Below are 22,837 nucleotides of genomic sequence, written 5' to 3'. Positions count from 1 at the left end.
ATCACCTTCGCCGAGGCGGCAAGCCTCGATGCCAGATGGTCCCATTGTCGAACTGAATGAGCATGCCATCCGGAGAATAAACCGCGCCTTCGTTGAAGGCATCAATCCAGATCCGGCTCGCCGGCGAAAACAAGTCTGGCCATGCGCGTGCAGGCACGCCTGACTCGGTCAGAAGATTCAAGTCATACCCGTTCTGCGTGACATGGCCAGGCAGACTTCCCCGACACTTGTCGACGCACGTATAGATGCCGGTCAGATTAATCGATTGAGCCGATGCGCTGGGAGCCGCGAGCGCGGCCAGCACGCCGATAACCAGTGATAGACGTTTCATAGGATTCTCCCTTCGTTCGAATGGATGGGCGGACGTGGAAGGGGCTGTCAATTTCGCGCCTTTAGCCTTTCCTGCTCTCTAAATTCATCCTCCCCAAACTCAGACGGTTCGTGTGCGTTTGATTTCTTAGCCGCGGGCGCTGTTGGAAGAGCGCCCGCACATTGAAAGGTCGGGCCGACGACTGCCCTTCATGTGCTTGGATGGTTTCCTGTTGGGAAAATTGCTCGAAGCGCCCTGCACGCGCTATGCACTTTCGGCAGGTTGCCGTTTCGTCGCGCACAGAGCGTCGCACCGGCCGCTTCGTGATAACGCCCAAGGTCGGCTGGGAAGCGGCGATCGGTTTCGACCATCGCTTCGCCGGCTCTCTCCCTGGCGGGATATCGCCGGCAGCGGACCAAGCGCGCTGCAACTGAAGGGGGATTTCGCGTTTCGGAGTTTGTCACGCGCAACTCGACCTCGGACATTCGGGCCAACACGCTCACCGGACTCACTCCCCCGTTCGTGGTCGCCGGTTTTCCCCCTGTAAGCAACTACTCCTTCACGATCTCGAACCTGTCGATACGCGCGCGAGCTTCCTGGGCGCGGGACCTCTCATCGGCGTCGAAGGCTCGGTCCGGTTCGCCGGAAACTGGTCGTTCGATTATCTCGGCGATGTCGCCGTGCTGTTCGGCGGGCAGGAGCAGGTCCTGACGGCGACGAATCTTTATGTGTTCACGCCTTCCTTTCTCACCCCGGCCGGCCTCACGAACACGCTCTCCACCTCGAGAGATCGACTGTTCGCGGGCGTGCTGACGCCGACATCCAGGTGGGCATCTGCTATTGGCTGACGCAGAACCTCAAGCTCGGCGCCAGCTACCGGCTCGATGCGCTCATCAACGTGTTCAACGAATCCGGTGCGTCCGGCAACAGTCTCACACCTGACGCTACACGCATGGCCCGCGCGTCACCCTCATGGGCCAGTTCGACGCGCTGTAAATGCAAGGGGACTCCTAGAGCTTCGGTTCTGATGGAATCAGAACCGAAGCTCTAGATTCTTGTTTTGACGCGTTTTCTTCACGCGAACCGGTGTCCACTTCGCTCGAAAACGCTCTAGCCCCACGGACCCGAAGATGCGCAAAGGAAATGGAAGCTGGCGGATGAGGTGCCTCTGGCGCCGATCGCGCCGCAGATATAGAACGGACGACACGATGTAGAGATTTGACATGAGGAACAGGGACGTGCCACGGGGCGCTGAAGCGCGGCCAAACGAGATCATCATTTCCGCCTCACGCCTCGATCGTTCGGCCCTCGGCTTTTCCGCCATGCGCGATCTGACGGCAGAGCTGACGGACCTTTTTCTGCTAGGTGCGGCGGAGGAGTTCGGCAACGTCACAACAACGGCCCATCTTGGTCAGGCGCTTCTGGTCGACGGGCGCGTCAGCTCTCTCTTGTATGATCGGACGTCAGGACATGTGAGGCGCGGCAGCGCTGATCATTACCAATTGCAATTCCATCTCCAAGGCCAGACCCACGCGGAAACGGAAAGGCGCGTCTTCACCGTCCGTCCGGGAGACGTCGGCCTCATCGACATGACGCATGTCGGCCGCTACTGGACGACGGCTCCCGTGAATGGCGGCTTCGCTCACTCGCTGGTCCTGATCGTGCCGCGACGCCTTTTGGCGCCCATGTTGAGCGAGCCCGACGCCGCCGGCGGGACCGTCCTTCCGGCGGGCTCGCCGCAGGCCCGGCTTGTCGGCGGGCTTCTGCTCTCGCTCTGGCGACGGGCCCGGTTCATGACGCTCGAAGAGGGCGCGGCCGAGGTTCGAGCCGCATTGCCGCTGATCGCGCAGGCATTCGGTGCGCGCGCCGAGTTCGCGGACGAAGGGCGGCATCCGCGCAACGCGAAGATCCTGCAGGAGGTGCTCTCGCATGTGGAGCATCATATCGATGATGGCGCTCTCGATGTCGCCGCGATCTGTGCGCGGTTCAACGTTTCGCGCTCGGCCCTCTATCGCGCGCTCGAGGCGGAGGGCGGGCTGGTCAGGCTCATCCAGCGGCGGCGGCTGCTGCATGCCTTTTCGCTGCTCTCCTCGCCGGGTCTGCGCCAGCGCCGCATCATCGATGTGGCCGTCGAATGCGGCTTCTCCAGCGATGCCGCCTTCGTGCGCGCCTTCCAACGCAGCTTTGGCCTGACACCCGGCGACGTGCGCGATGCGGCCGACCCTGCGAGGCGTCATTTTGCGAGCCTCGACCTCAGTTGGGCCGGCATGCGGAGGACGGAGCTGCTGGGGTGGATCTCCCAGTTGGGTCGCAGTGACTGAAGCGCCCAGGCGCTGGGACGCTCGATCAATGATGCCCCCTTCCTTGCCGCTAGAAAGGATTCTCTGCGTCGATCGACACAAGGGAATTGGTGATGAGTGCGTTTGGGCTGGGGCGGGTTGGGGTCGGTAGCTTTCGCGCGCGCGTGTTGCAGCGATCAGCCCTGTCCTGCGGTGCGGCATTACCTTTTCTCGTCGTCCTTGGAGGCCCCGTATCGGCGGATGACTTCGTCGGAGCGCCAGGCACGCCGGGCGGCGGAGCTGGTGGGACGCCAACCGTCATCATAGATGGCGCCGGCATTATCAGCGGGACCAACAGCTATGCCGGGGGCGCCGGCGGCGTGGGCGCGGTCGGTTCGAATGGATTCCCCGTTGGAGGCGCTGGGGGTGCCGGCGGCATCGGCGGGACGGGAGGCATTCTCTCGCAGCCGACCCCTTCCAGCATCACCAATCAGGCCGTGATGAATGGCGGTGCCGGCGGGGCCGGCGGGACAGGAGGCACGGGGGCGCTCCCGGGCGCGGGCGGCAATGGTGGGGGTGGCGGCCTCGGCATGTGGCTCGACACCGGAATTGCCCTCACCAACGGCATGTCTGTCACCGGTGGCGCCGGGGGCGCGGGCGGAGCCGGAGCGAACGGCTCCGCAACAGGATCAAAGGGCGGGAATGGCGGTGCCGGCGGCAACGGCATCGTGGTCGATGCCAACAATATGCTGCTCAACTCGAGCACCATTACGGGAGGCGCCGGCGGAGCCGGAGCTAGGGGCGGCAATTCAGGCATATCGCGTGGCGCCAACGGAGGGAACGGCGGCGCCGGCGGCGCGGGCGTCACGCTGGGAGCGCTGGAAGGCTCGGCAAATGCGACGCTCGTGAATGCTGGCCGGATCGCCGGCGGAGCGGGGGGCAATGGCGGCAATACGGGCGCGGATGGCGGCACCTCGCCGGGAGGTGGCTTTGGTGGAGCAGGCGGCGCTGGAGGAACGGGCGTTCTCATGGCCGGAGGCAACAGCCTCACCAATTCCGGCTCCATCGAAGGGGGTGCCGGAGGGCAGGGGGGCCTCGGCACCACACTCAATGGCGCGACATTGCCTCAGGGCGACGGCATCCGGGTGAACGGGAGCGGCGCCTCGATCACCAACGGTGTCGGCGGCCTCATCCGCGGGGGAGCCGGCATCAACGCCAGCATCGGTACCGGCACCATCGCCATCGAGAACCACGGCACCATAGAGGGAACAGGTCCCCTCGGCATGGCGATAACCCAGCAAGGCAACGGCACATCTACTCTCATCAATACCGGCACCATCAACGGAAATGTGGAGCTGAGCGGCTACGACATCACGCTGAAGATCGGCACGACCTCCATCATCAACGGCACGGTGTCTGCCGGCCTCCTGTCCGGTCCCGGTCCGAAAAGGCTGGAATTGTTCGGCGCGGGCACTGGCCGATACGACGGCAGTTATGTGGGCTTCAATGCGCTCGTGGTGGATGGCGGAACCTGGATCGTCTCCGGCAACAACGCCTTCAACAGCGCCACCGTGAGAGGCGGCACGCTCTCCGTCGCCGCCAACGAAAACCTTGGCGCCCCATCCGGCGGGATAACGCTGAACGGCGGCACGCTGCAGGTGACGGGAACGGCATTCACCTCCACGAACCGCACCATCAATCTGGGCGCCAATGGCGGCGGCTTCGATATTGCGGATACGGCGAATACCTTCACCATCGCCCAGGTGCTTTCGGGCACCGGCAGCCTCACAAAGTCCGGTGCCGGCACGCTCGTCCTCACGGGCGCGAACAGCTATTCCGGCGGCACCACGGTGTCATCAGGCACGCTGGTTCTGGGCAGCTCGACGGCGGCGGGAACCGGCGCGGTCAACGTGCTGTTCGGCGGCCTGCTGAAGGGCAGCGGCACCATTGGCGCTCTGTCGGTGGGCAGCGGTGGCATGGTGGCGCCGGGCAACTCGCCCGGCACCCTCACGGTGAACGGCGCCGTGAGCTTCAATGCCGGCTCCATCTATCAGGTGGATGTGACGCCCCAGGGCCAGCACGATCTCATCATGTCGAGCGGGGCGGTGAGCATCAACACTGGCGCCGGCGTTCAGGTGCTCGCCGTGCCCGGCACCTACGGCCCCAACACCACCTATGCCATCCTCAGCACCTCCGGAGCAGTGAGCGGCACCTTCGGCTCGGTGTCCTCCAACTTCGCCTTCCTCACCCCGACCCTCAGTTATGACGCCCGGAACGTCTATCTGACGCTGGTCTATGACGACGGAAGCAATGCTGGGGGAGGTAATGGCGGCGGCGCCGGTGGTGGTGGCGGTGGCGGCTCCAGCCCGCGCTTCGCTTCCTATGCGACCACGGCCAACGAGTTGGCCGTGGCCAATGCTGCCCAGGCGCTGGGGATCGGCAACACGCTGTTCAACGCCATCGTCACCTTGCCGGTCTCCGGCGTGCCCGGTGTGTTCAATGCGCTGTCCGGCGAGGTCTATCCCTCGGCCATGTCCGTTCTCCAGGACGAGAGCCTGATCCTGCGCCGGGCGGTGCTGCACCGGGCCCGGGCGGCGGCGCCCGCTGCCGCGCCGCTCGCCTATGCCGCCAAAGCCCGGTCCGGCACCGACGTCATCGAGCCGCCGGGTACGCCCAGCGCCTTCTGGGCCCAAGGCTTCGGCACCTGGGGCCGGATCGACGGCAACGGCAATGCCGCCACCATCTCCGGCGATGTCTCCGGCATCATCGTCGGCTATGACCGCACCTTCTCCAGCGGCACAGGCGACTGGCGCCTCGGCTTCGCCGCCGGCTACTCCTCGTCCAACTACCACGTGGATGCGCGCGCCTCGTTCTTCTCCAGCGACAATGCCCATGTGGCGCTCTATGGCGGAACGAGCGTCGGGGCGTTGGGGGTGCGGTTCGGCGGGGCCTATAGCTGGGCGGACATCAGCGCGGACCGCAGCGTGGTCTTCCCCGGCTTCCATAATGCGCTGTCCGCCGACACCTCGGCGCGCACGGGCCAGGTGTTCGGCGAGGTGGGCTATGGGCTCTCCTCCGCGAGCGTGAACCTTGAGCCGTTCGCTGGGCTGGCCTACGTCAACGTGGATCTCAGCGGTCTCACCGAGATCGGCGGCCCCTCCGCGCTGACCGGCTACGGCGGCAGCGAGGGCGTGACCTATTCCACCCTTGGTGCCCGCATCAGCGTGCCCTTCCTCCTCGGCCCCATCCCCACGGCCTTCAAGGGCACGCTCGCCTGGCAGCACGCCTTCGGCGACACCACGCCGGAGGCGCTATTCGCCTTCGGCCCCGGCACGACGCCCTTCGCCATCTCCGGGGTGGCCATCGCCAGCGATGCGGCGCTCATCGAGGCGGGCCTCGACATGGCGCTCGGCGCCAACACCTCGCTCTCGATCTTCTATGCCGGCCAGCTTGCCGAGACCGACACCAACAACATGGTCAAGGGACGCTTCTCGCTGAGGTTCTGAGAGACCGATCTGGGACCCGCGTGCGACATCGCAAGTACCCACGCACTGCTTGATACAATCAGGTAGAATAAGGCTCGTCTGCCGGGTCGGGGCCTCGTGTCGAGATCATGAGGAGGTCAGTCCATGAAGATCGAACGCACTACATTCGGCACCATCACGATTGACGGAGAGACCTATGAACACGACGTGATCATTCGTCTGTCCGGCGAAGTGGCAAGGCGGAAGAAGAAGCTGTCGAAGAAGTACTACGGCACCTCGCATGTCCTCTCGAAGGACGAAGCGAAGTTCGTCTTCGAGAAGGGATGTGAGCAGCTCATTCTGGGATCGGGCCAGTTCGGCAATGTGCATCTATCGCCGGAAGCTGAGGCGTATTTTGCGAGAAAGGGCTGCACGGTCCTGCTGCAGCCGACGCCCAAGGCGATTGACACGTTCAACAGCTCGCATGCGAAGAAGATCGGCCTTTTTCACGTGACCTGCTGAATCGCGCCAGGCCGCGACCGCGCTGCGGATGAGCATAAGTCCGAGAGCGCATCGATTCACCCCCGTACGTCCCGACCGGCGGCGGAAACGATCATCGCCTGCGTCCGCAGGTCCTGATCAATGTCCGCATCGACGTGAGCGGAGCCGACCCCGAGAGTCGGCTTGGGGTCAAAGCGCGACTTGGCGTGGAGGACGGCTCCTGGCGTAAACCGGACATCTGGTCGGACCCGCGAGTCTGAGAAGGGCCACGAGCCGACATCGTCCTTCCGAGCGCTACTGGTAAAGCCAACGGTGTTTTAGGCCGAGTTTTCATCCTGAAATTGTCAATGTCTTTACGGGGCTTCTGGTAGCAATCTGGCAGTAAGCGAAGAAGCGCAAACCATGATGAATATGTTTGCCGGTCCTGCTGCTATCACGACCACACTGTTCGGCATCGTTGCCCTTGTTACGGTTGGCATCGGCACCTACTGGCTCTTCAATAAACAGGCAAGGTTGAAACATATTGTCGAACTGAGAAAGAAGCTCGATGAGCTTAAGCCCTCTGATCCTGAATACGGCGCGGTTAGGGCGCTTTACACTTCGATGGTCATAGATGCGGAGCGCCGGGGCTTTCTCCGTTCCGACTCTGAGTCAAGCGACCATAGCGGGAGCGGTCATCACAGCGACGGTGATCACGTTGGTGATTCCGGTGCAGGTGGAGATCACCACTGATCGTAAACACCTATATTGAGTTTATTGTCTGTGGGGTTCTCATACGTGCGATAGACAGCACCTTCTACGAAATCACCACGTCAGATCAAATAGTTCTAGCGAAGATCAGATCGGCCTACAATGACGTCCGTGTTGCACCTGGTCCGGTCGCTTCAGCGCCCATTCGCTAAGTGCCATGCAAAGGCAGCGGACATGGGCACCAATCATGAGCTATGCGTCGAGGATCATTCTTCACCTGCCACTATCGAACGAAGACCTATTGGGCGCTTTCGTCGAGCAGTGCCTTCGCGATAAAGTTGCTCTTATTGCAGTCGTCGGAGAAGGCGCGGCGCGGATAGAGGATATCATCGACGAACTCGTGGTGGGCGACGCGTCGGATGACACGCGCTTTGTTACCACCACCTCGCACTCGAATGAGTCGGTGGAGGAGGTTTTGGAGTTCGCTGGTTGGTGGAACGACGAGCGAGATCGGCCCGTCCAAATAGTAAAATTATAGTCCGCAAGGATATCCGCTATGGGTCTTGGCTGTGTGAAAACGCCAAGGCGCTTGATGGCGATAGAAGAAATTGTTCGTCCGAGACTGTCTTAGCCCTCAAACTCGCAAGCGCACTCAACGTTAAGAACGACCTGAAGGATGTAATTCCCGTCGCGTTTCGATATTTCGCGTTTTTACACAGCCAGGGTCAAAATGCGACCCGGCGGCGAGAACAGCTTTTGGCGCAAACCGGGACATCAGCGTCAAATCCCGAAGCGGCAACGGGCCTTGTCCGGACATTGGGGCTCGCTCACGCCCCTTCCGCATCCCCGCCATAAACGAGGCAGAGCATACGGGTCGAGAGGAGCGGATGGACGCCGCAATGGAGATGAGCCAACATAAGGGAGAAGCCAGTGACCAGATCAAATGCGATGATTATTCGCAAAGCCTACGAGGACTTCGCACAGGGAAACGTCCCTGCGGTCTTTGCAGCCTTCGATCCGGGCATTACTTGGCATGTTCCCGGCCATAGTCCGCTGTCAGGCGACTACACCGGGCACGATCAGGTCGGGAGCTTCTTTCAACGCACGATGGAGCTTTCCGGGAACGTGTTTAGCATTGACGTGCACAACGTATTGGCCGATGGCGATGTCGTGGTTGCGTTGGCCACCGTGAATGCACAAAGAAGCGGGGTATCCGAGTCATTTCCAGAGGTGCATGTCTGGAAAATGAGGGATGGGAAGGCGGTCGAATTCCGTGAGTATCAAGGTGACGAGCAGCGAGAGGATCGCTTCTGGTCCTGAGACTCATTTCGGTCCGCCTTTTGGTCATGAAGTCAGCGAGGCGAAATTCCGCGGCGACCCCGCGCATGTCTGCTTTATCCGCCAAGCAGGCACCGTTGGTTTGGATGCGCGCTAGATCAGCTTCTCCGCGCTTAGCGTCGCTTCGATCTCGGCAAGGATCCGCGCCAGCCTGTCGGCCCATGCCTTCTGTCCGGCCTGATCGGTGATCAGGTCCTGGCGGATCTCTAGTCCCGTGTTCATGAGGCCGCGCCTCTCGCCATGGACCGGGATCGTGTAGTCGGTCTCGTCGCTGACCGCATAGGGCTCGTTGTTGCCGACCACGAGGTCGCCTTCGCTGCGCAGACGCCTCAGCAGCAGCGGCGGCAGCACGGTGTCGCGGTGATAGAGCGTGCCGATATGCCAGGGACGCGCGATGCCGGCATAAACCGGTGTGAAGCTGTGCATGGACAGCAGCACCGTCGGCTTGCCCGCGTGCAGCCGCTGGTCGATGATCTCGCCGATCCGCCTGTGATAGGGATCGAAGATCGCCTGCCGCCGCGCCTGCGCGGCTTCGCGCGTCAAACCCTCATTGCCGGGGATCGTGGTGGCTTCGCTGATCAGCGGAATCGAGGCTGCGACATGCGGGGGGCGGTTGCAGTCGATCACGAGCCGCGAATAGCGCTGCGCGATCAGATGCGCGTCGAGCTGCGTCGCAAGCTGCTCGGCGACTTCGGCGATCCCGATGTCCCAGGCGATGTGCCGCGTCAGCTCGTCTTCGGAGAGGCCGAGATTGCCGAGCACGCGCGGGATCAGCCGCCCATAATGGTCGCAGGTGAAGAGGAACGGCGAGCCGCCTTCGGCATTATGTTCGTGGACCGGCGGGGTATTTTCGTCCGTGAGCAGGAACGTCGCGCCGGTCGTGGTGTCCAAGATTTTATCCTCAACTTTGCCTATCGAGGTGGCACGCCGATCTTAAAAATGAGCAGCGCCCACTATAGATTAGACGGCCGAAAGTCACGATGATTGCCGCACGATGCCGCTACTCAAGATTCGTCACAAGACCGTATATCGCTACACCCATCCGGTGGCGTTCGGCGAGCACCGCATCATGCTGAGCCCGCGCGACAGCCATGACCTGCGCGTGGTCGAGAGCGATCTCAGAATCGAGCCGCAGCCGATGTCGCTGCGTTGGATCCACGATGTGTTCGGCAACAGTGTGGCGATCGCGGCTTTCGATGAGCGGGCGGACACGCTGTCCTTCACCTCGACCACCACCGTCGACCATAATCCGGCCGAGGAGTTCGCGCTGACGCCGGACGACCCCGCTTATTTCTATCCATTCCTCTATGACGAGGAGGAATTTCCGGATTTGCTGCAATATATCAGGCCGCAATATGCCGATCCGGACGGCGAGCTTTCGGCCTGGGCGCGGCAGTTCCTCGATGCCGAAGCGCCGACGCCGACGTTCAAGATCCTCAGCGGCATGACCCATGGCATCCGTGAAAGCTTTAATTATCGCAAGCGCCACGAGCAGGGCACGCAACATCCGCTCGATACGCTGCAGACGGCGTCCGGCTCCTGCCGCGACTATGCGCTTTTCATGATCGAGGCGCTGCGGCGCCTTGGCATCGCCGCGCGGTTCGTGTCCGGCTATCTGTCGACACCTTCGGACAGCTTCCATGTCGGCGGCGGCTCGACCCATGCCTGGGTGCAGGTCTATCTGCCGAGCGCGGGCTGGATCGAGTTCGATCCGACCAACGGCATCGTCGGCACGCGCGATTTGATCCGCGTCGCCGTCGCCCGCGATCCGCGCCAGGCGATCCCGCTGCACGGCGTCTATCTGGGCGCGGCGGACGCCTTCGTGAACATGGAAGTTGCGATCGCAGTCGAGCCGGTCGGCGAGGAGGAGAGGGAGAGCGAGCTGGCATGATCGAGATCAAGGTCGGCTTCGAGATTGCCTATGCGGCCGCGCAGCCGACGCCGATGGTGATGATGCTCTCGATCCATCCCTCGCGCTTCCAGGACATCGTCGGCACCGAGACAATCATAGCCGAGCCCGATGTGCCGATCGGCTTCTATCGCGACAGTTTCGGCAATGTCTGCGGCCGCCTGGTGGCGCCGGCCGGCGGCGTGACCTTGCGCGGCCACGCGCTGGTGCGCGATTCCGGCCTGCCAGACATCGTCAACCCGGACGCGCAGCAGATTGCGATCGAGCAACTGCCGGACGAGATGCTGCTCTATCTGATGCCGAGCCGCTACTGCGAGGCCGACAAGCTCACCGACATCGCCTGGTCGCTGTTCGGTAACACGCCGCCCGGCTGGGCGCGGGTGCAGGCGATCGTGGAGTTCGTGCACAACCACGTCACCTTTGGCTATCAGCATGCTCATCACATGAAGTCGGCGCATGATGTCTACGAGCAGCGCACCGGCGTCTGCCGCGACTTTGCCCATCTCGCGCTCACCTTCTGCCGCTGCATGGGCATCCCCGCGCGCTACTGCACCGGCTATATGGGCGACATCGGCGTGCCGCCCGACCCCGCGCCGATGGATTTCTCCGGCTGGTTCCAGGCCTATCTCTCGGGGGAGTGGTACACCTTCGATGCCCGCCACAACGTGCCGCGCATCGGCCGCATTTTGATGGGCACCGGCCGCGACGCCGCCGACGTCGCGCTGACCACGAGCTTCGGCTGCATGACGCTGAGCAAGTTCATCGTGATCAGCGAAGAGGTGGCGGCTTGATCCGGCTGCGGGCGGCAGGATAACAAGCGGCCATGATCTCCGACCGTCTTTTCGTCTATGGCACCTTGATGCGCGGCTTCGACCATCCGATGGCGCGGCTGCTCTCGGGCAATGCCGATTTCATCAGTGAGGCGCGCTGCCAGGGCCGGCTCTACCGGGTGGCGCATTATCCCGCGCTCGAGCTCTCCGATGATCCCGCCGACATCGTGCACGGCGAATTGTTTCGCCTGCGTGTCCCGGACGAGCTGCTGCGCGAGTTCGACATGTATGAAGCCTGCGGCGAGGGTTTTCCGCAGCCGACCGAATATGTCCGCCAGATGCTGCCGCTCACCTTGGCCGACGGCACCGCGGCCGAGGCGTGGACCTATGTCTACAACTGGCCGGTCGCGCGGCTGCCGCGCATCGCCTCGGGCCGGTTCCTGGAGCTGTAAGCTGCTTCACTCCTCGCGCACGAGGCGGATGTCGACCTCGCGCTCGACATAGCTCCATTCTTCGGTTGCGCGCAGCATCGCCACCATTTCGTCGAACAGCGCGGTGTGCTCGGGGGCGAATTCGAACCACGTGAGGAAATCGAAGGGCTCGCCGAGGTCGCGGCTGTGGAAGAGCTGCCGCGCGATCGCGGGCAGATATTTCAACGTGCCAGCGATGTGGTGCGACTTGTCCTCGAAGATCTCGCGCCGCTCTTCCGGGGTCAGGTTCCACCACGCCACCGTCTTCCGGATCGGGATCAGCGCCGCGCAGCTCGCCTCGCGCCGGCCGAGTTCGGCCTGCTGCGCGTCGAGCTGATCCTTCTCCGCGCGGTTCGTATAGCGGAGATAGCTGATGACGCCGGCGAGCCGCCAGGCCGTGGTCGATGGCAACAGCGGCAGCGCGATCGCCTCGCTTGCAATGATCGACAGCGCCGGCACGCGCGGCAATGTCTCGCCCTTCACCTTGGAGATCGAGGTGACGCGCCAGCCGCCGCTCTGTCCGCCTCTAAATGTCGTAAACATGCCACTATCCAACAGCGGAACCGGGCGGGGTGCAAGATGCCATTACCACCGAGGGCTCCAACGGAGCCCTGAGCGGCCTGTGAATACCGGGCGAATCGCCACAATCCTGATACTTTGAGCCCGCGCTCACTATATCGGTGACCCCTCACGCTGGCCCCAAATCCGCCCCATGCGCTTCACCTCGCAATTCCTCGATGAGCTGCGCGCCCGGCTTCCGGTCTCGGAAGTCGTGGGCAAGCGCGTGCGGCTGAAGAAGGCGGGCAAGGAGTGGAAGGGGCTGTCGCCGTTCCAGCAGGAGAAGACGCCGTCGTTCACGGTCAACGACCAGAAGGGCTTTTATCACGACTTTTCCTCGGGCAAGCACGGCAACATCTTCGACTTCGTGATGGAGACCGAGGGCGTCTCCTTCCCCGAAGCGGTCGAGCGGCTGGCCTCGATGGCCGGCATGCCGCTGCCGGCGGCAACGCCCGATGCCGCCCGCCACGAGCAGCGCCGCAAGACGCTGCATGACGTCATGGAACTCGCGGCAAAATTCTTCGCCGATACGCTGGCCTCGCGGAACGGGGCAAAGGCGCGCGGCTATCTCGCCGACCGCGCGATCTCGCCGGCGACGCAATTGCAGTTCCGCCTGGGCTATGCGCCGCCCGACCGGTTCGGGCTGAAGGAATTCCTGGGCTCCCAGGGCATTTCGACCGAGGACATGGTCGAGGCGGGGCTTTTGGTCGCCGGCGACGGCATCCCCGTGCCTTACGACCGCTTCCGCGACCGCGTGATGTTTCCGATCACCGATCTGCGCGGCCGCGTGATCGCCTTCGGCGGCCGCGCGCTGGAGAAGGACGTCCCCGCAAAGTACCTGAATTCGCCGGAAACCCCGCTCTTCCACAAGGGCGACAATCTCTACAATCTCGCCACCGCCCGCCAAGCCGCGCACGACGGCGCTGCCCTGATCGTGGTCGAAGGCTATGTCGACGTCATCGCCATGGTCACCTCGGGTTTTGCCGGCGCGGTGGCGCCGCTCGGCACTGCGCTCACCGAGAACCAGCTCGCGCTGCTCTGGAAGATGGCGGACGAGCCGATCCTCTGTTTTGACGGCGACCGTGCCGGCCAGAAGGCGGCCTATCGCGCCGCCGATCTGGCGCTGCCGCATCTGAAGCCCGGCAAGAGCCTGCGTTTCGCGCTGCTGCCGGAAGGCCAGGACCCCGACGACCTCGCCCGCTCGGGCGGGCGCGGCGCGATCGAGGAGGTGATCTCGGCCGCCCGCGGCCTTGCCGAGGTGCTCTGGTCGCGCGAGATCGAGGGCGGCAATTTTGCAACGCCCGAGCGCCGCGCCGCCCTTGAGGCCCGGATCGGCGAGCTCACCAATGCCGTCCGCGACGAGGTGGTCCGCCGCTACTACCGGCAGGATTTTGCCGAGCGCCTGCAGCGCAATTTTGCTCCCGCGGCCGCACGTGGCGGCTATGGCCGCGGCCCGTTCCGCTCAGCCAAAGGCGGCGAATCACCCCGCCGTTTTGCGCCCCGCGCCCCGGGTGGCAGCCGATTCGGCCCGCCAGCAGGCGCGGCCCCGGGGCTGCTCCCCGGCCCCTACCAGGCCGCGAGCCCGCAGCTCGCCAATAGCCCGATCATGCACGGCCAGCGCAGCGCGCTGTCCCGCCGGGAATCCTTGATCCTGCAGACCCTGATCAACCATCCCTGGCTATTGCACGAGCATCTGGAGGAGGTCGCGGCTCTCGAGCTCGCCCACCCTGAGGCCCACAAGCTCCGTGCCGGCATCATCGCCGCCTTCGCCAACGATCACCACCATTCTCCCGACGAGGAGGAGCAGGCCGAAAAAATGCGGGCCGACCTCGAGGCGGGCGGATTTTCACAAATCCTTCAAAGGGTTGAGCGGGCGATCACGACCCAGGCGGTGTGGGGCGTCAAGGTCGGCGCGGCACGCGAGGATGTTCTTTCCACCTGGCGGCAACTCGTTGCCTTGCATCAGAAAACACATGCATTACTTAGGGAAAGGAAGGACGCCGAGCAGGCTTTGGCCGAGGATTCCAGCGAGGCGAACTTGGCGTGGCTGCGGGACATCCAGGCACGAATGGCAGAAGCCGAAGGCACCGAGGCCCTGATCGAGGGATTTGGTGAGCTGTCGGGCCGGTTCCAGCGCAGCGTATGATGAAAGAATCATGCGGACGGTTCGGGCCGGACCCGCAAAAAGACTCGCCAAACCCATGGTTTGGCTGCAAAAACAGGGTTAAGCGAAACTTAATAGGCACACCCTTATTTGGTGTGCAGACCGTCAGGGCGGACTAAAGCGGAATTATGGGGTGGCGACATGTTGCGCCGCCCTTTCCGTATCATGAGCATGGTCGGGGAGGACGTAACGGTTTTCCTGATCCTGCTCAAGCGAAGAGATTGAGTGCGAATGCTTCTTACCAAAAGGAAGCTGTCGCACTCGTGACGTCAGTGGATCATGAGAGGCGCGCGTCGCAACGCCGGCCTCACGTGAAGCGCGTTTCGGGAGCTTGATGAATGGCCACCAAGGCAAAGACGCTGCAGGTTAAGGACAAGGAAAAAGACGACAAGGCAGCGGATGCCCCCGAGAAGGAACAGGCGGATGCGCCGTCGCCCTTGCTTGACCTCTCGGATGCTGCCGTCAAGAAGATGATCAAGCAGGCCAAGAAGCGCGGCTTCGTGACCTTCGATCAGCTCAACGAAGTGCTTCCCTCCGACACAACCTCGCCGGAGCAGATCGAGGACATCATGTCGATGCTCTCGGACATGGGCATCAACGTCACCGAGGCCGACGACGTCGACGGCGAGGAAGAGGACAAGGACACCGACGACGAGACCGACAACGAGCTTGTCGAGGTCACGCAGAAGGCCGTCACCGAGGTCAAGAAATCCGAGCCGGGCGAGCGCACGGACGATCCCGTGCGCATGTATCTGCGCGAGATGGGCACTGTGGAGCTGCTCTCGCGCGAGGGCGAAATCGCCATCGCCAAGCGCATCGAGGCCGGCCGCGAGGCGATGATCGCAGGCCTGTGTGAAAGCCCGCTGACCTTCCAGGCCATCATCATCTGGCGCGACGAGCTGAACGAAGGCAAGATCTTCCTTCGCGACATCATCGATCTCGAAGCAACCTATGCCGGCCCTGACGCCAAGGGCGCCATGAACACGGCGATGATCGCGGGGCCGGTCGCCGACGGCGCGTCCGCCGCCGAGGGCGAAGGCGAGACCGGGCAGGCCGCGCCCGCCCATGTCGCACCGCCTGCCGCACCGCCGTCGCCGACCCCGTTCCGATCAGCGCCCGCTGGCGGCGAGCCTGAGGGCGAGGAGAAGGATCCGGGCGAGGCCGCCGCCGAAGCCGACATGGACGACGACGAGTTCGAGAACCAGATGTCGCTCGCGGCGATCGAGGCCGAGTTGAAGCCGAGGGTGGTCGAGACCTTCGACAAGATCGCGTCCGAATACAAGAAGCTGCGGCGCCTGCAGGAGCAGGACATCGCCAACCAGCTCCAGAGCGAGTCGCTCTCGCCCTCGCAGGAGCGCAAGTACAAGAAGCTGAAGGACGAGATCATCGTCGAGGTGAAGTCGCTGCGCCTGAACCAGGCCCGCATCGATTCGCTGGTCGAGCAGCTTTACGACATCAACAAGCGGCTGGTCTCGTTCGAGAGCCGGATGATGCGGCTTGCCGACAGCCATGGCGTTGCGCGTGAGGATTTCCTGCGCAACTACCAGGGCTCCGAGCTCGATCCGCGCTGGCTCAACCGTGTCTCGAAACTCTCCGCCAAGGGCTGGAAGAATTTCGTCCACCACGAGAAGGACCGCATCAAGGATCTGCGCCACGACATCCAGCAGCTTGCAGCGCTCACCGGCCTTGAGATCGGCGAGTTCCGCAAGATCGTGCACGGTGTGCAGAAGGGCGAGCGCGAGGCACGCCAGGCCAAGAAGGAGATGGTGGAAGCCAACCTTCGCCTCGTGATCTCGATCGCGAAGAAATACACCAACCGCGGCCTGCAGTTCCTCGACCTAATCCAGGAAGGCAACATCGGCCTGATGAAGGCGGTTGACAAGTTCGAGTATCGCCGCGGCTACAAGTTCTCGACCTACGCCACCTGGTGGATCCGGCAGGCGATCACCCGCAGCATCGCGGATCAAGCCCGCACCATCCGCATCCCCGTGCACATGATCGAAACCATCAACAAGATCGTGCGCACCTCGCGCCAGATGCTGAACGAGATCGGCCGCGAACCGACCCCGGAAGAGCTTGCCGAAAAGCTCGGCATGCCCTTGGAGAAGGTGCGCAAGGTCCTGAAGATCGCGAAAGAGCCGTTGTCGCTCGAGACGCCCGTCGGCGACGAAGAGGATTCGCACCTCGGCGATTTCATCGAGGACAAGAACGCGATCCTCCCGATCGACGCCGCGATCCAGTCGAACCTGCGCGAGACGACGACTCGGGTTTTGGCCTCGCTCACCCCGCGCGAAGAACGCGTGCTCCGCATGCGCTTCGGCATCGGCATGAACACCGATCACACGCTGGAAGAAGTCGGCCAGCAGTTCTCGGTGACCAGAGAGCGCATCCGCCAGATCGAAGCCAAAGCGCTGCGGAAGTTGAAGCATCCGTCAAGGAGCCGCAAGCTGCGGAGCTTCTTGGATAACTGACGCACCAACACAGGTGTCATGCCCGGGCTTGACCCGGGCATCCGCGAAAACGGCGGGCGAAAGCCCGCCGTTTTTATTGAATAATCGCGCGCAGGTGCCTCCGTGCTCTGCCACTGCGTCCTTTGGACTTATGGTCTTATGATGAAACGCTTCACTTTCGCTGGCAAAACGGCTGCGCGGGCTTTCATCTTTGGAAACAGGTCTTCCAATTCAGAGCCATGCGGTACTGCGCTCTCCATAGCTATGTGTCGGGTTGCGAAACAGAATAGAGATATGTCCCATCTCGAAACCTCTGAAATGTTTCGCAAAGAAAGAATACCTTGCATGATCGTAGAGGAGATCAGGCACGTTAGCATCAAGACAAATACTTTAAGATTCTCATCATTGTCGTGCGTAAGTGAGAATCCAGTACTGTTGTCGATCCATGTGCTGGCGATGTGGCGTGACCCCGAGTGGACAAAAGAACTTAGGTATTCGTACAGAACTTCGAATAGCTCCCTATCTTCCGAAAACCTCGAGGTTGAAATGTATTCGTAGAAACTGCGCGTTCGAGGGATTTGCTTCCCCGACCTTCGGTTGACTAGGGTGTGTCTCTTTGTCTTTCCGTCTTTTATCAGCACTTCATATACTCCGGAACTCAGTCCGAAGTCAGAGTCTAGGAGGTATTTGGCGTTTCGTTTGCTGCGTGTTGCGTAGACCAACTTGCAATAGATCTCGTACAAAGACCTGACTAAAACGAGCGCTTCTTCGCTGGTCGTATATTTTTGTGAGCGAAAGATCGCCCTTACAATTCTGTACGTGCGGACTAATAGGTACGCGCAAACGAACCGTTGAACGTCCACAGTGTGGTGTCCCGAGTTGACGTTCCGCTCAATGAAATTTCCAAAAATATAGAAGGCATTTCTTAGAGGATCGTCTTTCTCTGCCCCCATCTCTTCATAGTCTGACAGCTTATAAACGTTATCACGGCCTTCTTGATCGAGCGTATCGTATTCCAGTCCTGCTCGTTGGATTTCCTCTTTTTCATCCTTTGTCGGGCGCTTGTACCCTCCTTTTGATACCATAAAGCCTGTTTTGTCGAAGATGTAGTCGAACGTTGAGGTGTGTTCGCTCGCAGCATGGTCGCAATCATGAGCGCACGAAACTCTGCGTCTGAATAGCAGTAGCTCCAATAGAAAAGGCGATCGCCGTCTCTAGGCGGTCTACGCATCGCTTCGAAGAAACTTTGCTCTACCTGCTCAGTAAGCTCCGACAGATTTGGACTGTCAGGCGTTCTTGATCTTCGTTTCGTTGAACGGTTCATATCCCCGGCTCTCCATTTCGGATGAGGCTAGCCGCGCGTTCGTTCCAAAGGTCAATTTGTAGACCTTCATCTGTTAATATCACCGACGTCATGCCAATCGGCGACGTCCTCCTATTCCAGCAACTGAAGGTCAACTTACTGACCATGCCGTCCCAATATATCGTCTGGTACAACATGCGCTGCCCCGTTTGCTACAATGGTATCGACTGGCAGCGCAACAAGCTCCTCGCCGCGGTTCGCGTCGGCACCATCTGCTTCAAGGACATCAACGAACAACCGGATGCGCTCGCGTCCTACGCCGCAACCGTTGACGACGTGCGCCGCCGCCTGCATGCGACCGACGAAGCCGGCCGCCTGATCGTCGGTGCCGACGTCGCGATCTGGTGGCTGACACCCGGCGAGGGGAAGCTCGCGACGCTGCTCGGCAATCGCGTCATGCTGCCGGTGACGCGGCTTGCGTACGACCGGTTCACGGATATGCTGTTCGCCTGGAACAAGCGGAAGGGGCGCTGGTGAATGCCGACGATTGCCTACTTTTACGGAATAACGATCCGAATGTTCTTCGTTGATCATCCCCCGCCGCATTTTCTAGCTTCATATAGCGGGCATGAGGCGAATGTCTCTATCGAGACCGGCGAGGTTATCGAAGGGCACTTGCCTGGCAATGCGGCGCGGCTCGTCAAGCAATGGACGCTGGTACATCGGGGTGAATTAGAGGATAATTGGCGGCGAGCGCGCGCCAATCAGCCGCTCGTCAAGATTGTGGGTCTCGACGATGATTAAGGTCGCAAAGATCAGGTACCTCGGAAGCTACCGCTTGCGTGTGTCGTTCAGCGACGGCATGGCGGGGGAGTATGATTTTACGCCCATCGTTCAGCGCGGTGGGCCGATGGTCGAGCCGTTGCGCGATCCGGCATTCTTCGGACGGGTCTTCCTGGAGGATGGCGCGCCAACCTGGCCGAATGGTTACGATGCCGCACCGGGCTGGCTGCGGCGTGAGATCGAGGCCGGCGGGACGTTGGTACGCGACGTCGCCGCCTGATTTGCCTTCGCCGTCGAGCGCGAAACCGGACGTATGATTGGCCAGCCATCCACGAAACGGCGGACGAAGGCCCGCCGGTTTTGTCTCCCGAATACGCTATACGAAGGACGCCGGACGACAGCCTACTTCTTCTTCACCCCGACCCGCTCGATTTTCTTGATCGCGAGCGGCGGACGGCCGGATTTCTCGGCGATCTCGCGATCCTGCTCGAGGATGTAGCCACGCGCCGGTTCGTCGCCGTCGAGGCCACCAAGCAACTCGGCGGGCACGCGCCGGTTGGAGCGTTGCGAGCCGTCTTCATAGAAGACATTGAAAAAGGCGAACTCGCCTTTGGGATTGGTGCCGGGTTTCTTGGCCATGGCGGCTTGTCGTCGATCACGATGCGCCTGTCAAAGAAATAACGTGCGTTCGAGTGATTGGCTGCCCTGCGCAGAGAACGGCGCGCGTTCGTGCTGTTAACTGCGGTCTGGAGCTCTCTGCCGATGTCGCAACTGCCTACTATGGCTGCGGGATGGTCGGTGCAGCGGCATAGTCGGCAGCGCGGCATTTCTGCGTTGCAGCCTCGTACCGCGCCTGCTTCACTCGTTCGAACGGGGTGGACTAGGATCCACAATGGTTTTCGACGCGCCGCCAGGCGCAGGCTGCATCGGCGGCGGGGTGCCGCCTTGCGGGCTTTCAGCGGGCGCGCCACCCGATTCAGTGTCAAGCGGTCCGGTCCGCCCCTGCGGCTGTTGCTGTCCCTTGTTATCGGGCAAAACCGTGCGGCCTGTACTCCAGGGGGAGTCGCCTGATTTTTTCTCGTCACTCTGAGGCTGGGCTGCGGCGATTGAACCCCAGATGCCAACGCACAGCACCGTAAGAAGAATGCGCATGGACGCTCCTTCGCCAGCTTTCGGCTGGGCTATTGGGGTGGGTGCCCGAAGGCGGGGGATTCGACGCCCGACGAACCCATTGGTTCCTGGATCGTGCTTCTGCAGTAACCACGTTCCGAGATTCCTCACGAAAACCTGCCGCGGTTACCAACTGTCAGGGATTACGGCCTTTGCTCCTCGTCACATCAGCATGGTGACGAGAGATGGTTATGCCTGTCGGACGATACATCGCCTGGGTTGGCGCATCGCTTCTTGCGTTGCTGTACATCGCTGACTGGTGCTCGCCACAATCCTTAACAGTGGAGGCGGGTGAGCCGGTCGAGCGGCCGGCCATCCGGATCGCGTCGGTGGAGCGGCCGCCCGAGCTTGTCGTCATGGACACCAGCCTGCCCACCATTGTGCCACCGCCGACGCTGGCCGAATCGGTGCCGCCAAGCGAACCGCCTCCGGTGCGTGCGCTCGCCGCAGCGCCGCCGCCTCCGCCGGCGGTCGAGGTCGAGAAAAAGACCAAGAAGGTCGTCAAACGGCAGGCGCCGAAGGTCGCGGCGGTGCAGCCGCCACTACCGCTGGCTCCAGCGGCCAGCCCAACGCCGCCGCCCGCTCAGGGGATCAAGCTGTCCTTCGCGGATATCATTTCCGGGCAACTGGTGAAGGATCTTTTCAACCTGCATTGAGGTGCAGGCTTATCCTGCGAGCCTCGTAGCCCGGGTGGAGCGCGCAACCCGGGGCGGCTGCATCAACACTTATCGGCGGTCCCCGGGTTACGCTGGCGCTGCACCCGGGCTACGCGCTCTAGCTGCCGGACGCCGCCTTGCCCTGCGTTGGAGCCATCGCAGCGACGCTCTGCGCCACGAGTTGGCCGCGGCCGCGCCGCGGGCCGCTGTCGATCTGCTGGCCCATCGCCATGATCGCCGTGCCCATCGCGCTCGAGCCCAGCGTGACGATGAAGCCGAACAACAGCAGCCCGAGCGCAACGCCGGGCGTATCGTCAGCCAGGATCAGGTCACGCAGATGGCCGGGATTGAGCAGCAGCAGGCCGCCGACGAGCAGCACCGCAACCGAGACACCTGCGGCGAGGTTGATCGCGAGCAGCCGAAACAGCGGCGCTCCGAAAACAAGGGATTGGCGCGGCGAGCGCGTCTCTTCCTGCAAATCGTTCATGATGAAATCCTATCGCATTTTCCAAGCGACAGGGACGGCGGCTCAGCCGACAAACCGGCGAATTGAAAAGCCGGAGCCCGGTGCTCACCCATAACCGGCACGGCCCCAGCTTCGTTCCTAAATCCGCAGGCCGCTTCGCCATTTGCGCCGGTCTTTTGACGTGCCTGACTTTCCCGGGCATGATCATCGCTCCCGCCCGCTGCTCTCTCCTGAAGGAATCCGATATGCCGAGGCTTGTTCTGGCCGTCCTACTGCTTGCGCTGTTTGCTTCCGGCCCGGCCAGGGCTGCCCGCTGCGGCGGGGACTTCCACGCGTTCATCGGCAGCTTTTCGCAGGAAGCGGCCGCGGCCGGCATCTCGCAAAGCGTGATCTCGCAGGCGCTCGACGGCGTGCAGCAGGATGTGGGCGTGCTTGCCTTCGACCGGCGCCAGCGCGGCACGTTCCGCAAGAGCTTCGAGCAATATGTCGCGACCCGCGTCGGGCCCGGGCGGATCAACACGGGACGCGCAATGCTGCAGCGTCATGCGGCGCTGCTATCGAGCATCGAACAGAAGTACGGCGTGCCGCGTCAGATACTGGTCGCGATCTGGGGCTTGGAGACCGATTTCGGCAAGGGCGACATGGGCAAGCTGCCGGTCTTCCGCGTGCTCGCCACCCTCGCGCATGATTGCCGCCGTACCGAATTGTTTCAGGGCGAACTGCTTTCGGCGCTGCAGATCGTGCAGCGCGGCGATCTCCGCCTCAACGACATGATCGGCGCCTATGCCGGCGAGATCGGCCAGACGCAATTCCTGCCGTCGTCCTATATCAAATACGGCGTCGATTTCGACGGCAACGGCCACGTCGATCTGCGCCATAGCGTGCCCGACGTGCTCGCCTCCACCGCGAACCTCCTGCACACCAACGGCTTCAAGATGGGCGCGTCCTACGAGGAAGGCAGCGCCAATTTCGAAGCGATGCGCGAATGGAACAGGGCTGTCGTGTACCGCAAAACCATCGCCTATTTCGCCGATCGGCTGATGGGCCGATGACGCTCGCTCACCACCCCCATCACTCGTCATTCCGGGGCGCGCCGCTTGGCGCAAACCCGGAATCCATGGGGCCGCAAGCGCAAGCGATGAAATGGATTCTCCGATGTGCAATTGCACCTCATAGCTCGATGCAATCGCATCGCCCCGGAATGAATGAGAGACGCATTGCGCAATCCTCTCCTCCGTCATGGCCGGGCTTGTCCCGGCCATCCACGTTCTCCCGCCGTGCACCGAGGCAAAGACGTGGATGCCCGGGACCCGGCTACGCCGAGGCTTCGCCGGGCACTCTAATGTCGGTCCGGCGAAGCGATAGCGAAGACGGGCAAGCCCCGGGCATGACGCCGTCGTATCATTCGCGCGATTTTCCTTAATCCAATCAACGTGATTTGGCCCGTCCACCCCAGCCGCAAAAAACATTCCGCTTCCGCCGTCGGGCAAATCAGTGATTTAACTCCGCGCGTCTCACGCGAATGAGGGGCGGGTCGCGATCGTCACGAACGTTGC

22 protein-coding genes are annotated in these 22,837 nt (G+C 62.3%); 16 read left to right on the top strand and 6 right to left on the bottom strand.

Features of this window, described 5'->3' with window-relative positions; all coding sequences use genetic code 11:
- Nucleotide 1: 1 nt before the first annotated feature.
- Nucleotides 2–331, bottom strand: a complete 330-nt coding sequence (locus ACZXDY_RS31305; RefSeq protein WP_464348162.1) for a hypothetical protein — start codon at nt 329–331, stop codon at nt 2–4.
- Between the two features lie 1,202 nt (nt 332–1,533).
- On the opposite strand from ACZXDY_RS31305, the gene ACZXDY_RS31300 reads away from it, so the two are divergent.
- From ACZXDY_RS31300 to ACZXDY_RS31275, 6 genes are all read left to right on the top strand, one after another.
- On the top strand, nt 1,534–2,631 hold the full coding sequence (locus tag ACZXDY_RS31300) for a helix-turn-helix domain-containing protein (RefSeq protein ID WP_464348161.1): 1,098 nt from the start codon (nt 1,534–1,536) through the stop codon (nt 2,629–2,631).
- A gap of 92 nt (nt 2,632–2,723) precedes the next feature.
- Nucleotides 2,724–6,095, top strand: a complete 3,372-nt coding sequence (locus tag ACZXDY_RS31295) for an autotransporter outer membrane beta-barrel domain-containing protein (protein WP_464348160.1) — start codon at nt 2,724–2,726, stop codon at nt 6,093–6,095.
- 123 nt (nt 6,096–6,218) lie between these two features.
- Nucleotides 6,219–6,575: an Mth938-like domain-containing protein gene (locus ACZXDY_RS31290; protein WP_130226548.1), complete on the top strand. Its 357-nt coding sequence runs from the start codon at nt 6,219–6,221 to the stop codon at nt 6,573–6,575.
- 381 nt (nt 6,576–6,956) lie between these two features.
- Entirely contained in the window at nt 6,957–7,286 is a 330-nt protein-coding gene (locus ACZXDY_RS31285) for a hypothetical protein (protein WP_464348159.1), read from the top strand.
- Between the two features lie 205 nt (nt 7,287–7,491).
- Nucleotides 7,492–7,782 (top strand): hypothetical protein, encoded by a 291-nt coding sequence (locus ACZXDY_RS31280; RefSeq protein WP_464348158.1) that lies wholly within the window; start codon nt 7,492–7,494, stop codon nt 7,780–7,782.
- A gap of 392 nt (nt 7,783–8,174) precedes the next feature.
- Nucleotides 8,175–8,564: a nuclear transport factor 2 family protein gene (locus ACZXDY_RS31275; RefSeq protein ID WP_208829418.1), complete on the top strand. Its 390-nt coding sequence runs from the start codon at nt 8,175–8,177 to the stop codon at nt 8,562–8,564.
- A 111-nt stretch (nt 8,565–8,675) separates the two neighbouring features.
- On the opposite strand, the gene ACZXDY_RS31270 is transcribed toward ACZXDY_RS31275, so the two are convergent.
- Complete coding sequence (locus tag ACZXDY_RS31270; RefSeq protein ID WP_464348157.1) at nt 8,676–9,473, bottom strand: N-formylglutamate amidohydrolase; 798 nt, start codon at nt 9,471–9,473, stop codon at nt 8,676–8,678.
- Between the two features lie 103 nt (nt 9,474–9,576).
- Between ACZXDY_RS31270 and ACZXDY_RS31265 the strand changes: the two genes are divergently transcribed.
- Genes ACZXDY_RS31265 through ACZXDY_RS31255 form a run of 3 tightly spaced genes read left to right on the top strand, consistent with a single transcriptional unit; the run spans nt 9,577 to nt 11,713 of the window.
- Nucleotides 9,577–10,473: a transglutaminase family protein gene (locus ACZXDY_RS31265; RefSeq protein WP_464348156.1), complete on the top strand. Its 897-nt coding sequence runs from the start codon at nt 9,577–9,579 to the stop codon at nt 10,471–10,473.
- Nucleotides 10,473–11,282 carry a transglutaminase-like domain-containing protein gene (locus ACZXDY_RS31260; RefSeq protein ID WP_464348175.1) on the top strand — a complete coding sequence of 270 codons (810 nt, stop codon included), beginning with the start codon at nt 10,473–10,475 and terminating at the stop codon, nt 11,280–11,282. The genes ACZXDY_RS31265 and ACZXDY_RS31260 overlap by 1 nt, the downstream gene beginning before the upstream one ends.
- Before the next feature lie 32 nt (nt 11,283–11,314).
- Nucleotides 11,315–11,713: a gamma-glutamylcyclotransferase family protein gene (locus ACZXDY_RS31255; protein WP_464348155.1), complete on the top strand. Its 399-nt coding sequence runs from the start codon at nt 11,315–11,317 to the stop codon at nt 11,711–11,713.
- 6 nt (nt 11,714–11,719) lie between these two features.
- Here ACZXDY_RS31255 and ACZXDY_RS31250 read toward each other — a convergent pair whose 3' ends face one another.
- Nucleotides 11,720–12,274, bottom strand: a complete 555-nt coding sequence (locus ACZXDY_RS31250; protein WP_464348154.1) for a chlorite dismutase family protein — start codon at nt 12,272–12,274, stop codon at nt 11,720–11,722.
- Nucleotides 12,275–12,443: 169 nt separating this feature from the next.
- Between ACZXDY_RS31250 and dnaG the strand changes: the two genes are divergently transcribed.
- On the top strand, nt 12,444–14,435 hold the full coding sequence (gene dnaG / locus ACZXDY_RS31245) for a DNA primase (RefSeq protein WP_464348153.1): 1,992 nt from the start codon (nt 12,444–12,446) through the stop codon (nt 14,433–14,435).
- A 356-nt stretch (nt 14,436–14,791) separates the two neighbouring features.
- Nucleotides 14,792–16,924, top strand: a complete 2,133-nt coding sequence (gene rpoD, locus ACZXDY_RS31240) for an RNA polymerase sigma factor RpoD (RefSeq protein ID WP_028168456.1) — start codon at nt 14,792–14,794, stop codon at nt 16,922–16,924.
- A gap of 128 nt (nt 16,925–17,052) precedes the next feature.
- Here the strand turns inward: rpoD and ACZXDY_RS31235 are convergent, their stop codons facing one another.
- Nucleotides 17,053–17,856: a DUF5677 domain-containing protein gene (locus tag ACZXDY_RS31235; protein WP_464348174.1), complete on the bottom strand. Its 804-nt coding sequence runs from the start codon at nt 17,854–17,856 to the stop codon at nt 17,053–17,055.
- Between the two features lie 515 nt (nt 17,857–18,371).
- Here ACZXDY_RS31235 and ACZXDY_RS31230 point away from each other — a divergent pair.
- Genes ACZXDY_RS31230 through ACZXDY_RS31220 form a run of 3 tightly spaced genes read left to right on the top strand, consistent with a single transcriptional unit; the run spans nt 18,372 to nt 19,269 of the window.
- Nucleotides 18,372–18,743, top strand: a complete 372-nt coding sequence (locus ACZXDY_RS31230) for a DCC1-like thiol-disulfide oxidoreductase family protein (protein ID WP_464348173.1) — start codon at nt 18,372–18,374, stop codon at nt 18,741–18,743.
- Entirely contained in the window at nt 18,744–19,010 is a 267-nt protein-coding gene (locus ACZXDY_RS31225; protein ID WP_464348152.1) for a DUF4160 domain-containing protein, read from the top strand.
- Nucleotides 19,003–19,269 (top strand): DUF2442 domain-containing protein, encoded by a 267-nt coding sequence (locus ACZXDY_RS31220; RefSeq protein ID WP_130226539.1) that lies wholly within the window; start codon nt 19,003–19,005, stop codon nt 19,267–19,269. The genes ACZXDY_RS31225 and ACZXDY_RS31220 overlap by 8 nt, the downstream gene beginning before the upstream one ends.
- A 122-nt stretch (nt 19,270–19,391) precedes the next feature.
- Here ACZXDY_RS31220 and ACZXDY_RS31215 read toward each other — a convergent pair whose 3' ends face one another.
- Nucleotides 19,392–19,628, bottom strand: a complete 237-nt coding sequence (locus ACZXDY_RS31215; RefSeq protein ID WP_028168455.1) for a hypothetical protein — start codon at nt 19,626–19,628, stop codon at nt 19,392–19,394.
- A 722-nt stretch (nt 19,629–20,350) separates the two neighbouring features.
- Here ACZXDY_RS31215 and ACZXDY_RS31210 point away from each other — a divergent pair.
- On the top strand, nt 20,351–20,815 hold the full coding sequence (locus ACZXDY_RS31210; protein WP_464348151.1) for a hypothetical protein: 465 nt from the start codon (nt 20,351–20,353) through the stop codon (nt 20,813–20,815).
- A gap of 118 nt (nt 20,816–20,933) precedes the next feature.
- Here the strand turns inward: ACZXDY_RS31210 and ACZXDY_RS31205 are convergent, their stop codons facing one another.
- Nucleotides 20,934–21,302, bottom strand: coding sequence for a hypothetical protein (locus ACZXDY_RS31205; RefSeq protein WP_464348150.1), 369 nt, complete (start codon nt 21,300–21,302; stop codon nt 20,934–20,936).
- Nucleotides 21,303–21,526: 224 nt separating this feature from the next.
- Here ACZXDY_RS31205 and ACZXDY_RS31200 point away from each other — a divergent pair, with 224 nt between their 5' ends.
- Complete coding sequence (locus ACZXDY_RS31200; RefSeq protein WP_464348149.1) at nt 21,527–22,333, top strand: lytic murein transglycosylase; 807 nt, start codon at nt 21,527–21,529, stop codon at nt 22,331–22,333.
- Nucleotides 22,334–22,837 lie beyond the last annotated feature (504 nt).

Source organism: Bradyrhizobium sp. LeoB3 (assembly GCF_055456055.1).
Note: the sequence above shows the minus strand (reverse complement) of the source record. Positions and strands in the feature narration are given on the sequence as shown.